We start from the raw sequence: 12,948 nt of genomic DNA, 5'->3' as shown, positions 1-12,948 counted from the left end.
TACCTCTCGTACGCACCCTGCCTGGTCGTGCTCGTGCGGTACCCATTCTCCCGACGGCGCCGGGGCCCGCATCTCCTCGTGGACCCGGCGCCGCGGCCTCGCCGCGCGTGATCGCGTACGGCGGCCCTACGGTGAGGTCATGGCGAGCCAGGGCCCGCGCCCGACAGGCATTCCGACGGGCGTTCCGACGGGCGTTCCGACGTGAGCACGGGGCCGTTCCGGCAGCACCGGGATCGGCCTGCTGCTGTTCGGCGGCCCGGCCCTCTCCGTGATCACCCAGGCGTGGTGGTACTACCTCTCCACCGGTCAGGCCTGGGGCGCGCGGCTCGTCGCGTGCGGCGCGTTCGTGGTCGCCGGGGTGGCGGCGCGGTGGGTGCCGCCCCTGGTCTCGGTCCTGGTCCTGGACGCGATCCTCATCGTTCTCGTGGCCGTCCTGACCCGGTTGCACCGGCAGGTGCTCGCGTCGCTGCCGGCCGCACGGGAAGGCTGAGCGGGCCGCGCCCGGCAGACGCTAGCCGCCGGCGGGGAGCGGTGGACCCGGGCGGCCGAGCGCGTCGAGCAGCAGGCGGAGTTCGGTCTCGGCGAGGTCGCCGTCGGCGAGACCGGCCCCGGCGCGCGCGGACCCGCTCGGCTCCGTGCCACTCGACTCCGTCCCGCTCAGCTCCGTCCCACTCGACTCCGTCCCGCTCGGGCCCGCCCCGCTCGGGTCCATCCCGGCCCGCTCGCCGGTGGACGCGTTCGCGGGTGTGCCGGGCGGGGCGACGAAGACCGAGCGGGCGAGGGCGGTGCCGAGCAGGACCAGGGCCAGGACGCTCGTACGCGCCGGGGTGAGCGCGCGGTCCAGCTCCTTGCGGTGGACGGCCCGGTCGACCAGCGTCGCGAAGGTCTCACGGGTCGCCAGATAGACGTCGTCGTGCAGGATCCGCCGCAGGTCCGCGTCGTGCGCGGCCTGGCCCATCAGGGAGAGCAGCGCCGGGCCGGCGGCGGCGTCCAGGATGCGCTGCTTGCGGGTGAGCAGTTCGCGCAGGTCGCCCTCCAGGGAACCGGTGTCGATGCCGCTCAGCTCGTCGAGCGCGATGTGACGGGCGACCGCTCCGGCGAGGGCCTGCTTCGAGGGCCAGCGGCGGTAGAGGGAGGCGGTGGAGGCGCCGGCGCGCCGGGCGACGGCCGTCGTGGTGAAGGCCGCGTACCCCGTCTCGTTGAGGACCTCGATCGCCGCGTTCATCAGGGCCGCGTCCACGCGGGGGTCGTTGCGCCGCCCCCTGCGCGGCGTACTGGTCTGCGTGGTCATACCGGGAACCCTCTCATGCGGCCCGGGGCCCGGGCGGCGGTGCCTCTGCCGGCTCCCCGCCGCCGATCGTGGCGCCCGTCACATCCTAAACGAAAAGCTTTCGTTTCGCTTTTGGGTACGGTGTGGCCATGACGACCTCGATGCCCGCCACGCCCCGGCTCCCCAAGGCGGCCGCCCCGATCTCCCGGACCGTCGCCGACGCCCGCGCCCGCTACGACTCCGGTGCGACGCGACCGCTCGCCGCCCGGGTCCGCTCCCTGCACGCGCTGCGCGCGATGCTCACGGAGAACGAGCCGGCCTTCGAGGCCGCCCTGTGGAGCGATCTCCACAAGAGCCCGGCCGAGGCGCAGGTGACCGAGATCGGCGTGACCATCGCCGAGATCAACCACACCCTGCGCCATCTGCGGCGATGGGCGCGGCCCCGGCGGGGCCCGGTCCCGCTGGCGCTGCTGCCGGGCCGGGCCCGGCTGGTGCCCGAGCCGCTCGGCGTCGTCCTGGTGATGTCGGCGTGGAACTATCCGGTGCAGGTGCTGCTCAACCCGCTGGCCGGTGTCCTCGCGGCGGGGAACACGGCGGTGCTCAAGCCGAGCGAGCTCGCGCCCGCGACCTCCGCGCTGGTCGCCCGCCTCGTGCCGCGGTACTTCCCCGACGGTGCGGTCGGCGTGGTCGAGGGAGGCGTCCCGGAGACCACGGAACTCCTCAGGGAGCACTTCGACCACATCGTGTTCACCGGCAGCGGCACGGTCGGCCGGATCGTCATGCGCGCGGCCGCCGAGAACCTGACGCCGGTGACGCTCGAACTGGGCGGCAAGTCGCCCGCCTGGATCGACGACGACGCCGGTCTCCGGGCGGCCGCCCGCCGGCTGGCGTGGGCGAAGTTCACCAACGCCGGGCAGACCTGCGTCGCCCCGGACTACGTGATGACCACGCCGGACCGGGTGCCGGCGCTCGTCGACGCGCTCAGGGACGCGATCGAGGACCTGTGGGGCACGGATCCGCGGGCGAGCGAGCGGTACGGGCGCATCGTCAACGAGCGACAGTTCGATCGTCTGGTCGGTCTGCTCGACGGGGTCGAGGTGGTGGCCGGCGGCGAGCACGACCGCGGCGAACGCTACGTCGCGCCCACGGTGGTGACCGTCCCCGGCGGCGGCCGCGACGACGCCGCCCGTCCCGTCGTCGGCCCGGACGCCGCCGTCCCCGTGCTGCGGGAGGAGATCTTCGGCCCGATCCTGCCGATCGTCCCCGTCGCCTCGGCGGAGGAGGCGGTGCGGGTGATCAACGGCTGGGACAAGCCGCTCGCGCTGTACGTCTTCACCTCCTCGGCCCGCACCCGCCGCCTCTTCGAGCAGCGCACCTCCTCGGGCGCCGTGGTCCACGACGCGGCCCTCGTCCACGTCGCCGTGCCGGGCCTGCCGTTCGGCGGGGTCGGCGCGAGCGGCATGGGCGCGTACCACGGTGCGTACTCGTTGCGGACGTTCAGCCACCTCAAGCCCGTCCTGAGCAAGCCGCTGCGGCCGGACACGCTGCGCCTGGTCCAGCCGCCGTTCGCCGAACGCGGACTGCGTCTCACCAGGGCGCTCATGCGAAGCGGCCGCTGAGCCCGCCGTGCCCACGCCGCAAGTGCGCGGAAGAAGAAGCGAAAAAGAATCGCGGAGGGATGTCGAGAACGTGTCACCGGCTCCGTCCCCGGGGTGAGCGCGGCCAGAATGGGCCGCACAGCACCGAGGAGACACACCATGGCCAAGTACCTGCTGCTCAAGCACTACCGCGGCGCTCCCGAGGCGGTCAACTGCGTTCCCATGGACCAGTGGACGCCGCAGGAGATCTCGGACCACATGCGGTACATGAACGACTTCGCGGCCCGGCTGCAGAAGACCGGCGAGTTCGTCGACGAGCTGGCGCTCGCCCCCGAGGGGGCATGGGTCCGCTACGACGGGGAGGGCCGGCCGCCGGTCACCGACGGCCCGTTCGCCGAGACCAAGGACCTCGTCGCCGGCTGGATGGTCATCGACGTCGACAGCTACGAGCGCGCGGTCGAGCTGGCCGGTGAGCTGTCGGCGGCCCCCGGGGCGGGCGGGCAGCCGATCCACGAGTGGCTGGAGCTGCGCCCGTTCCTGACCGCGCTGCCCGTCATCACGGAGTGACGTCCGCGATGCCGATGGACGAGGGCCTGCTACGGAGCCTCGTGCCCGGCGTGCTCGGGGTCCTCGTCCGCCGCGGAGCCGACTTCGCGGCGGCCGAGGACGCCGTGCAGGAGGCGCTGGTCGAGGCGCTCCGCATCCGGCCCGCCGAGCAGCCCCGGGACCCGCGGGGCTGGCTGATCACCGTGGCCTGGCGGAAGTTCCTCGACGCGAGGCGGGCGGACACCGCGCGCCGGCGTCGCGAGGACCGGGCCGGCGAGGAGCCGGCGCCCGGGCCCGCGAGCGCGGTCGACGACACGCTGTGGCTCTACTTCCTGTGCGCCCACCCGTCGCTGACCCCGTCGTCCGCGGTCGCGCTCACGCTGCGCGCCGTGGGCGGGCTGACCACGCGCCAGATCGCGCGGGCGTACCTGGTGCCGGAGGCGACGATGGCCCAGCGCATCAGCCGGGCCAAGCGCACGGTCTCCGCCGTGCGGCTGGACCGGCCCGGGGACGTCTCGACCGTGCTGCGCGTGCTCTATCTCGTCTTCAACGAGGGCTATTCCGGCGAGGTCGACCTGGCCGCCGAGGCCATCCGGCTGACCCGGCAGCTCGTGGCCGCCGTCGACCACCCCGAGGCGGCGGGGCTGCTCGCGCTCATGCTGCTCCACCACGCCCGCCGGGCCGGCCGGACCGCGCCCGACGGCAGCCTCGTGCCGCTCGCCGCACAGGACCGTGGCCGCTGGGACACCGGCGCGATCGCCGAGGGCGTCGGGATCCTGCAGGCGGCGCTGGCCCGCGACCGGCTGGGCGAGTTCCAGGCGCAGGCGGCGATCGCGGCGCTGCACGCCGACGCGCCCACGGCCGAGGACACCGACTGGGTGCAGATCGTCGAGTGGTACGACGAGCTGGTACGGCTGACCGACAGCCCGGTCGTCCGGCTCAACCGGGCGGTGGCGGTCGGCGAGGCGGACGGGCCGCGGGCCGGACTCGCCGCCCTGGCGGAGCTGGACCCCGCGCTGCCCCGGTACGCGGCGGTCGCGGCGTACCTCCACGAGCGCGACGGCGACCTGGTGACGGCCGCGCGGCTGTACGCGGAGGCGGCCCGCCGGGCGCCCCACCTCGCCGAGCGCGACCATCTGACGCGCCAGGCCGCCCGGCTCAACGCACGCCTGCGCTGAACGCCTCGTTCTCCCCGGCCGGCGCTACTCGGGCAGGGGCCGCTCGTCGATGACGTTCTTCATGACGAGGGTGGAGGTCAGCCGCTGGACGCCCGGGAGCTTGGCGAGCTGCTGGTCGTAGAGGTGCTGGTAGGCGACGAGGTCGGTGGTGGCGACGCGCAGCAGGTAGTCGGGTTCGCCGAAGAGCCGCTGGGCCTGGATGACGTGCGGGATGGCGGTGACGGCCTCCTCGAAGGCCGTCACGGTCTCCGCCGACTCCCAGCGCAGGGTGGCGAAGACCAGCGCCTCGAAGTTCAGACCGACGGCGGCGGGGTCGACGACCGCGCGGTAGCCGCGGATGGCGCCCTCGCGTTCGAGGTCGCGCAGCCGGCGGTGGCAGGGCGAGACGCTGAGCCGCACGCGGGCGGCCAGTTCGGTGACGGTCAGCCTGCCGTCCAGCTGCAGCTCGGTAAGAATCTTCCGGTCCATGGCATCCATGGAGAAGATTCTCCCTCACAGGGCGCGATCATGAAGGAAGAAAGCAAACACTTTCGGGCATATCCCGCCTAGCCTTCCCTCTCGAACGCATGGAACGTGAGAGGGAACCATCGATGGACACGACGACACTGGCGGCCTTCCTGGCGGTGGACCTGCTGCTGGTGTTCACGCCCGGCGCGGACTGGGCGTACGCGATCTCCGCCGGGCTGCGGGAACGATCCGTCGTCCCGGCGGTCGCCGGTCTCGTGGCCGGCTACGCCGGGTACACGCTGCTCGCCGTCGCGGGCCTGGTGATGATCGTCGCGAGCTCGCCGGCCGTGCTGACCGTGCTGACGGTCGCCGGGGCCGCCTATCTGGTGTGGCTGGGCTGGGGCGTGCTGCGGCAGCCGGCCGTGCCGGCGGCCTCCGGCGCGGCGCTCGGGGAGGCGGGGGCGGCCGGCTCCCCGGGGAGCGCCGGGGGCGCCGGGGCCTCCCGCGCGCGGCTCATGGTCAGGGGCATGGGGATCAGCGGCATGAACCCCAAGGCGCTGCTCCTCTACTTCTCCCTCTTCCCGCAGTTCATCGACACCTCCGGCGGCTGGCCGGTCGCCGCGCAGACCGGGCTGCTCGGCACGCTCCACATGACGGCGTGCGCCGTCGTCTACCTCGGTGTCGGCGTCCTGGCCCGCACGGTCCTGAAGGCCCGGCCGTCGGCGGCCCGGGCCGTCACCCGCGCCTCCGGTGCCATGATGATCGTCATCGGCGGCTTCCTCCTCCTGGAACGCCTGGCCGGCTGACGCACCACCCCGCCTCACCCCGTACGCGGACGAAGGAGAGCACGTGGACGACCCGACGCAGCACGAGACCCGGCACCATACTTGGCAGACGCCGGCCGGCGTGACCGGGCCCGCGCGGTGAGCCCGCGCACCTCCCCCGCCCCCGAGCTGCCGTCCTGGGTGACGTGGTGGCAGCGGCCCTTCCCCGACGCCAACACACTGCTGCTGCACGGACGGCAACCGGCCCTGGTCGACAGCGGTTTCGTCGGCAGCGCGGCGGCCACCGCCGACTGGGCGCGCGAGCGGGCCGGGGCCGTCGGCCTGGTCGTGAACACGCACTGGCACTCCGACCACGTCGGCGGCAACGCCCTGCTCCAGGCGCGCGGCGCCGCCGTCGCGGCCGGGGCCCCGGAGGCGGAGGCGATCGCGCGGCGGGATCCCGGGTGTTGCGCCGCCGAGTACCTGGACCAGCCCGTCGCCCCGTACACCGTCGACGTCCCGCTCGACGACGGGCGGATCCTCCGGCTCGGCGACGCCGACTGGGAGGTCGTCCGCACGCCCGGGCACACGCCGGGCCATCTGGCGCTGTGGCAGCCGGAGGAGCGGCTGCTCGTGGTCGGGGACGCGCTGTCGGACTACGACGTGGGCTGGGTGAACCTCGCCCTCGACGGCCCGGAGGCCGCCGCCACCGCGCTCGCCTCCCTCAAGCGCATGGCCGACCTCGCTCCGCGCGTGATCCTTCCCTCGCACGGCCCGATCCCCGCCGACCCGGAGCAGGCGTTCGCCACGGCGCTGCGCCGGGCCCGGCGGCTGGTCGACGACCCGCACGGGGCCGTCTGGTACGGGGCGCGGCGGATCTTCGCGTTCGCGCTGATGATCCGCGGCGGGATACCGGCCGGTGAGGCCGAGTCGTATCTGCACGCGCGGGCGTGGCTGACGGACGCCGCCCGTCTGCTGGGCAGGAGCCCCGAGGAGCTCGCCGCCGAGCTGGTCACGACCATGCTCGGCAGCGGCGCGATCGTCCTGCGCGACGGCCGGCTGCACGCGTCCGCCGAACACGGGGCGACGGCACCGGAGTCGCTGCGGGTGCCGTATCCGCGGGCGTGGCCGCCGCCGGGGGCGCGCGGGTGACCTCGCGGCCATGGCGGCCCGGGCCGCCATGGCCGGGTCAGCCGATCTCCTTCGGGCCGTAGAGGGCGGCGGGTGCTCCCGTCGCCAGGGCCCAGTAGCGGTCTCCGAAGGACCAGTGCCACCACTTCCCTGATGATTGGATGTGTTCAAGCGTCAGGGGAGGAGCGAGTGTGAGTGAGTGGCATGTGGTGTGGGTGCCCGACCCGGGCCGGTGGGGGACGCTTCCTGAAGCGGGAGTGCTGGGGGTCCAGGATCTGCCGAGGGCGGTCGAGCGGATCGGCTTGCTGCCGGGTGATCCTGTCTTCATCGCTCCAGATTTCACCATCAACTCCGACCTATTGGAGTTCGTTCTCTCGAAGCACTTCCGCTTCCTCGCGCGGGAGACGAAGCGGAACTACGCCACGGACATTCGGATCCTCCTGACCTTCCTGTCCTCGCGCGGGATCGACTGGCGCCGGGCCTCCGAGCAGGACCTGCTGAACTACAGGACCTGGCGCTGTGATGCTCCGCAGAATCCCGAGCGAATCAGCGGGTCGAAATGGAACCGTGAGGCCGCGGCCTTCACACGCCTGTTCAAGTGGGCGAGGGTGAGCCCGCGACCGGTGGACGCGTCCCGGCGGGAGGACCGTGCGGCCGACTCGGTCAGTGCCCGGGTGTCGTGGCTGACACCGCGTACGTGGAGCTTGTGGTCGGACGTTGGGCTGCGCGGTCATGGCCGCGACGGGGTGCCGACTTGGGGGTGGGATGCGCGGACCGAGGCCCGTAACACCTCGTTCGTCCGGTTCACCTTGAGCTCGGGGCTTCGACGGCAGGAAGGTGGGTCGCTGTTGACGTTCGAACTGCCCGCTCAGCGGTTGCAGCACGGGCGCTACCAGCACGGCCAGCTCGCCGGGGCGGTGACCCGATCGAAGAACGGCCGTACCTTCTACACCTCGGTGGACGCCCTGGGGCAGGTCGAGACCTACGTGCAGTCGGAGCGCGCTTGGGCCGTGAAGCGCGCTCAGCAGGTGGGCCGTTACGAGCGGGTTGCGCAGATGCGCCTGATCACGAAAGTGACCCACGGCCGGGCACCGCGAGTCTTCTGGGTGGACCGAGACGGTGTCGAGGGCCATCAGTACTTGACCCATCTGGGCTGGCGGGAACGGCAGTGGCTGTTCCTCGAAGGCCCGGAGGGGCCGGAACCTGCGTGGCTGTGGCTGACCGAGCAGGGCTTGCCGATGCTTCCCGACCGTTGGAACACGGTGTTCACCACGGCGAACCTGCGCTGCGAAGAGGTGCTGTTGTCCCCCGCTGAGCGGGAGGTGAGCCGGAACCTTCGAGCCGCAGAGGTCCGGGGCCTGACTCCGTATGCGACTCCGCACTCCACGCGTCACTCCTTCGCGCTCTACATGCTCATCGTGCTGAACCAGCTGATGGAGGCCCGCTTCGGCTTGACCGCGGCGGATCGCCGGGATTTCGCGATGCTGTTCGGTGATCCCTGGTGGCTGGTCAAGACCCTCCTCGGGCACGCGGACGTCGAGACGACAAAGCGCCATTACCTGGCTCCCGTCGCGCACCTGCAGCTGGAGTCGATCCTGGCGACGGCCGAGGCCGACGAACCCGACCGCAAGGTTGAGGACATCGACGGCGTGTTCACGCGGCTCGCGAAGGAGTCGGCCGGGATTCAGGACATCGACGTCATCGTCGACCGGCTGCCGGTGGCCGGCCGATGAGCCGCCGGGGGCGTCGGGCGGTCCTGCCTCCGACCGACTTCACCACGGAGCCGCCGCTTGCCGCAGGCGGACTGGTGGTCACCGCCGTCAACAAGGCTGGCCACGGAAAGGACTTCGTCTTCTCCGACCTGCCCGTCCCGGAGCCGATGCAGCGCTCTCTGGCAACGGTGTTCGTTGCCCAGCAGGCGAGATGGACCAGCCACTACAGCGCCACAGCCGCCTGGAACAGGCTGAAGACGTTCGCCGAGTTCATCTCAGGTCTCGACACTCCTCCCCAGGATCTGACCGGCCTGGACGCAGCGACGCTCAAACGCTGGCGGCTGCAGAACATCAGCACGAACACCGGTCGCACCACGTTGCGGGTGGTCCATCGGATACTCCGCAGCGACCCCCGGTTGGGCGAAGGGCCGGTCGCAGAGGAGTTGGCCCGTCGCGTTCCCGCACCGAAGCCCGTCAGGAAGTCCTACGACGAGGCGGAACGCGAGCACGTGCTGCTGGCAGCAGGCCGTCAGTTCCGGGCTGCCTGGCTCAGGATCCGGGAGAACAGTGAACTGCTGGAGAGGTGGCGGGCCGGAGCCCTGGATGAGGGCAGCCATGACTGGCGGCTCGGGGAAACGCTGGACCATGTGGCTCGTGCCGGGGACGTGCCCCGTACGCAGCTGCCGAGTGGTCGACAGGCCATCACCAACCGCAGATTGCTGGGCGGCCGCGACATCGAGCACACGTGGGGCCGACTGTTCCTGACCCCGTCGGAGCTGACAGCCCTGGCCGTACTGCTGACCGATCGCTTCGGCTGGAACCTCTCCATCTATGACCGTATGCCGGCCCCGACCAGGGCTCCGTCGGTTGCGGAGAGCACGAACGTGACCTACCACGTGAAGGTCGAGAAGCGCCGGGCTGGGAACGGCCGCTGGTTCTCCACGGAGAACGTCACCGACTCCGGGGCCGACTCGCCAGGGCGATTGATCACGCAGGCACTGCAGGCCACGCTCCACGGTCGACTCCTGGCTGCGCAACTGGCTCCAGGCACAGACCTGCTGATGACAGCCCGCGCGGTTCGACAGAGGGGCGAACGCAAGGACATGGACCGTCCCCAGGCAGTGGGCCCGCTCGTCTTCGGTGTCTCGGGGGTCGACGGGAAGTCCTGGGCGGTCGAGCACAAGCTGAGCGGCTCGCCCTTCCGCCAGATCCGACGCACAACGGTGATTCGGGAGGGCAAGCCTCTCCAGCACACGCAGGGGACGCACGAGAGCATCTACGTGCTGCCCGACCAAGGAGTCCGGCAAGCCTCCCAGCAGGTTTTCGAGGACGGCGCGCTCGAAGCTCTCGACCAGGCGCAGAAGATCTTCTTTGGCGGCCACCTCGCTCAAGGTCCGGACCCGGCCCACGGGCAGACCGCGACCGCGGACTGCGCGGACGAGACCACCACCCCATGGCCCGCCCCGGACGGCGGCTGCGGAGCCGACTTCCTGCTCTGCCTCGCATGCCCCAACGCACATGTCCACCCGGGTCACCACCCCCGCCTCGCCCTCCTTCACGAACACATCCAGGGCCTGCGGTCGGCGATGCCTGAACACAGATGGCACCAGCGCTGGTACGCGCACTGGCAGCGGCTCGACGACCTGGCGGACAAGGTCGGCCGCCCGTCCTGGGCTGCCGCTCGGGTACGGGCCTGCGACACCGACCGCACCCTGGTCGATCTTCTGCTGAAGGGACAACTTGCTTCATGAGCCTCCCTCTTGCCTCGGAGGGCGACCCCTATCTGCTGCCGATCCCCACCCCGGACAGCCCGGTCGTCCTTCCTCGGTGGATCAGCTCCGGAAACGCCAACTCCAACGGTCGTTACCAGGAGCCGGTCTGGCCGCTCGGACCGCTCATCGACCGTCCCGGCGCCGGCCTGATCAAAATCCACTGGAAGAACTGCCCCGAGCCGATGACGGGGCAGATCAAGCAGGTGACCTGGATTCTGTTGAACGGCCAGCTGCGGCCCACCTACCTCCGGAGCCGAGGGATTCGGGCCCGTTCCAGGGGCTCCGCCAATGAAATGCGGGAAACCTGCTACGAGTGGATGCGACTCGGCCGCTGGCTGGACGCCGCTGGCGTCAAAGATCTGCGTGGTTGCACCGACGACCACTGGATCGCTTACGTCACGGACCGTTTCCGTGCCAATCCGGCCCGACACCACGCTGAGGAGACTCTGAGTCGCCTCACCGACCTGTGGGCATTCGACCAGCTCTGCACTCAGCCCATCGGCGTCACGCAACCGCCTTGGGAAAGGGAAGGCGTCGACAACTACCTCCCAGCATCCACCCCGCAGGACACCGGCGAGAACACAACCGAGCCGCTGGATCCGAGCGTGGTGAGCCCGCTACTGATGTGGGCGATCCGCATGGTCGACGACCTCGCGGAAGACATCCTGGCCGCCTGGGCGGAATGCCGCCGCATGCAGCAGTTGGCCGTCACCAACCCGAGCTCTCCCACGGGACTGGCCGCGCTTGATGACTACCTTCTGCCCCGGCTCGCCGCGAGCACGGGTATGCCGACCACCGAGTGGCGCGGCAAGACTGTCCTGGCCGCAACATTCATCGCGGCCACCGTCGGCTGCAGCGTCAACCAGGTCAGTGGCTTTCGACAACGCCATAAGCTCGGCACGCTGCAGCCAGGGCCCTGCCCGCTCCCGGTAGTCGTGACCGGGCAGATCAACGGCAGACCCTGGCGCGAGCACCTCGACTTCAACGAAGCCCCGAACTTGATGCGGCACCTGTCCACCGCCGCGTTGATCGTCTGCCTCTACCTGACCGGCATGCGGCCGCAGGAAGTACAAGGTCTCCGGTCCGGCTGCTGCCCCGACCCCGAGGACGGGGGCCGACATCTCATCCGCAGTCGCCACTACAAGAACGTCACCGACGACGACGGCCAGCACGTCTCGGCCGGTGAGGAACGGGATGTCCCTTGGGTCGCCATCACCCCGGTCGTCCATGCGATCCGAGTCCTTGAACGCATGGTTCCCGAGGGTGAACTGCTCTTCAGTTCCACTCATCTCGACTTTGTCCGTGGCCGCCAGTTCAGCGGCGCCTTGAAGAACGCCGGTATGAACCAGCGGATCGAGAGCTTCGTCGCCTGGATCAACCGGGAAGCCGAATCCCAAGGGCTGCCGGACCAGGGTGTTCCCGAAGATCCTCACGGCGCCATCGGGCTCGGACGGTTCCGTCGGACCCTTGCATGGCACGTCGCCCGCAGACCTGGCGGACTTGTCGCGCTCGCGATCCAGTACGGCCACATGCGCACCGTCCTCGACGCCCGTACGTCGAGCGGGTACGGCAGCCGAAGCCGCCGCGGCATCCACAGTGTCCTTGATGTCGAGACCGCCCTGGCCGCGGCTGACATCGCCGCACGGCTGCGGGACCGCCTCGCTGCCGGCGAGAAGATTTCCGGTCCCGCCGCCCGACGAGCCCTCACTGCCGCGGTCCAGGTGCCACGATTCGAGGGCCGTACCGTCACCCAGAAGTTCGCCAAACAGGCCGCCGACTACCTGGCCCGCGACGGCCTGGTCCTCTTCGACAACCCGGACGCTTCGCTGATCTGCGTCTTCAAGCGCGACACCGCGCTCTGCGAACCAGGCCCCGATGCAACCGCTCCGAACCAGTTCGACTGCCGCCCCGGCTGCGGGAACGCCGTCCGCCTCGACAGTCACGCGAACGAACTGCTGGAAGAGACCGACCGAATCAACAAACTTGCGGCCCTCTCCCCTCAGCCGCTGGCAAGGCGCCTCCGCGTCGCCGCCGAGCAGTACCGCGCCACCGCCGACACTCACCACGCCACCGCCCAATCTGCCGAGGACCTGTCATGACCGAGCAATCCACCGACGAGCGCGCACGCATCCGTGCCGCCATGGACCGGCTACTCACCGGCCGGCCCACAGCCTCCGACGGCGCACTGACCGTCGTCGCTCTCGCGGCCGAAGCCGGTGTTCACCGCATGGCCCTCCAGAAGCGCCACGCCGACCTGAAGGCCGAGTTCTACGAACGCGTCCGCACCGAGACGAAGCAACCCCCGGAATCGGAAAAACGGCTCCGCAAGACCGTGTCCGACCTGAAGGAAACCGTTGCCGCGCAGAAGGCCGAAATCACAGCACTCCGGCACCAAGTCACTCAGCTCGCACTTGCCAACGCCGTCCTCACTCGTCAGGGCCACAATCTGAGCGAGAGCTCGGCGGAGGCACCAGCCAATGTCGTACCCCTCCATCCGAAGAGGGAATGACCAGACCCCCACCTCCGACGC

At 71.0% G+C, this 12,948-nt stretch carries 12 protein-coding genes and 1 pseudogene; 10 read left to right on the top strand and 3 right to left on the bottom strand.

Annotation, left to right across the window (positions count from 1 at the left end):
- Positions 1–268: 268 nt before the first annotated feature.
- Entirely contained in the window at positions 269–490 is a 222-nt protein-coding gene (locus tag ACFYU9_RS04670) for a hypothetical protein (RefSeq protein WP_389214644.1), read from the top strand.
- Between the two features lie 21 nt (positions 491–511).
- Here the strand turns inward: ACFYU9_RS04670 and ACFYU9_RS04665 are convergent, their stop codons facing one another.
- Positions 512–1,291: a TetR/AcrR family transcriptional regulator gene (locus ACFYU9_RS04665; RefSeq protein WP_389342345.1), complete on the bottom strand. Its 780-nt coding sequence runs from the start codon at positions 1,289–1,291 to the stop codon at positions 512–514.
- Between the two features lie 128 nt (positions 1,292–1,419).
- On the opposite strand from ACFYU9_RS04665, the gene ACFYU9_RS04660 reads away from it, so the two are divergent.
- From ACFYU9_RS04660 to ACFYU9_RS04650, 3 genes are all read left to right on the top strand, one after another.
- Positions 1,420–2,889: an aldehyde dehydrogenase family protein gene (locus ACFYU9_RS04660; protein WP_389342342.1), complete on the top strand. Its 1,470-nt coding sequence runs from the start codon at positions 1,420–1,422 to the stop codon at positions 2,887–2,889.
- A 138-nt stretch (positions 2,890–3,027) separates the two neighbouring features.
- Positions 3,028–3,435, top strand: a complete 408-nt coding sequence (locus ACFYU9_RS04655; protein WP_389214653.1) for a YciI family protein — start codon at positions 3,028–3,030, stop codon at positions 3,433–3,435.
- A 14-nt stretch (positions 3,436–3,449) separates the two neighbouring features.
- Positions 3,450–4,592: an RNA polymerase sigma factor gene (locus ACFYU9_RS04650; RefSeq protein ID WP_389215106.1), complete on the top strand. Its 1,143-nt coding sequence runs from the start codon at positions 3,450–3,452 to the stop codon at positions 4,590–4,592.
- A gap of 24 nt (positions 4,593–4,616) precedes the next feature.
- Here the strand turns inward: ACFYU9_RS04650 and ACFYU9_RS04645 are convergent, their stop codons facing one another.
- Positions 4,617–5,069: an Lrp/AsnC family transcriptional regulator gene (locus ACFYU9_RS04645; protein WP_389214656.1), complete on the bottom strand. Its 453-nt coding sequence runs from the start codon at positions 5,067–5,069 to the stop codon at positions 4,617–4,619.
- A gap of 113 nt (positions 5,070–5,182) precedes the next feature.
- On the opposite strand from ACFYU9_RS04645, the gene ACFYU9_RS04640 reads away from it, so the two are divergent.
- Entirely contained in the window at positions 5,183–5,845 is a 663-nt protein-coding gene (locus tag ACFYU9_RS04640) for a LysE family translocator (protein WP_389214658.1), read from the top strand.
- A gap of 117 nt (positions 5,846–5,962) precedes the next feature.
- Positions 5,963–6,955 (top strand): MBL fold metallo-hydrolase, encoded by a 993-nt coding sequence (locus ACFYU9_RS04635; protein WP_389342339.1) that lies wholly within the window; start codon positions 5,963–5,965, stop codon positions 6,953–6,955.
- A 37-nt stretch (positions 6,956–6,992) separates the two neighbouring features.
- On the opposite strand, the pseudogene ACFYU9_RS04630 reads toward ACFYU9_RS04635, so the two are convergent.
- Positions 6,993–7,082, bottom strand: a pseudogene (locus tag ACFYU9_RS04630) (dipeptidase); the annotation flags it as partial.
- Positions 7,083–7,125: 43 nt separating this feature from the next.
- Here ACFYU9_RS04630 and ACFYU9_RS04625 point away from each other — a divergent pair.
- The 4 genes from ACFYU9_RS04625 to ACFYU9_RS04610 all read left to right on the top strand — a co-directional run bounded on the left by ACFYU9_RS04625 (position 7,126) and on the right by ACFYU9_RS04610 (position 12,927).
- Positions 7,126–8,667 carry a site-specific integrase gene (locus ACFYU9_RS04625; protein WP_389342336.1) on the top strand — a complete coding sequence of 514 codons (1,542 nt, stop codon included), beginning with the start codon at positions 7,126–7,128 and terminating at the stop codon, positions 8,665–8,667.
- 74 nt (positions 8,668–8,741) lie between these two features.
- Positions 8,742–10,397 carry a hypothetical protein gene (locus ACFYU9_RS04620; protein ID WP_389342333.1) on the top strand — a complete coding sequence of 552 codons (1,656 nt, stop codon included), beginning with the start codon at positions 8,742–8,744 and terminating at the stop codon, positions 10,395–10,397.
- Complete coding sequence (locus ACFYU9_RS04615) at positions 10,394–12,517, top strand: integrase (RefSeq protein ID WP_389342331.1); 2,124 nt, start codon at positions 10,394–10,396, stop codon at positions 12,515–12,517. The genes ACFYU9_RS04620 and ACFYU9_RS04615 overlap by 4 nt, the downstream gene beginning before the upstream one ends.
- Positions 12,514–12,927: a hypothetical protein gene (locus ACFYU9_RS04610; protein WP_389342328.1), complete on the top strand. Its 414-nt coding sequence runs from the start codon at positions 12,514–12,516 to the stop codon at positions 12,925–12,927. The genes ACFYU9_RS04615 and ACFYU9_RS04610 overlap by 4 nt, the downstream gene beginning before the upstream one ends.
- The last annotated feature ends 21 nt before the right edge of the window (positions 12,928–12,948 follow it).

This window comes from Streptomyces sp. NPDC004327, from assembly GCF_042873935.1.
Taxonomy (GTDB): domain Bacteria; phylum Actinomycetota; class Actinomycetes; order Streptomycetales; family Streptomycetaceae; genus Streptomyces.
Note: the sequence above shows the minus strand (reverse complement) of the source record. Positions and strands in the feature narration are given on the sequence as shown.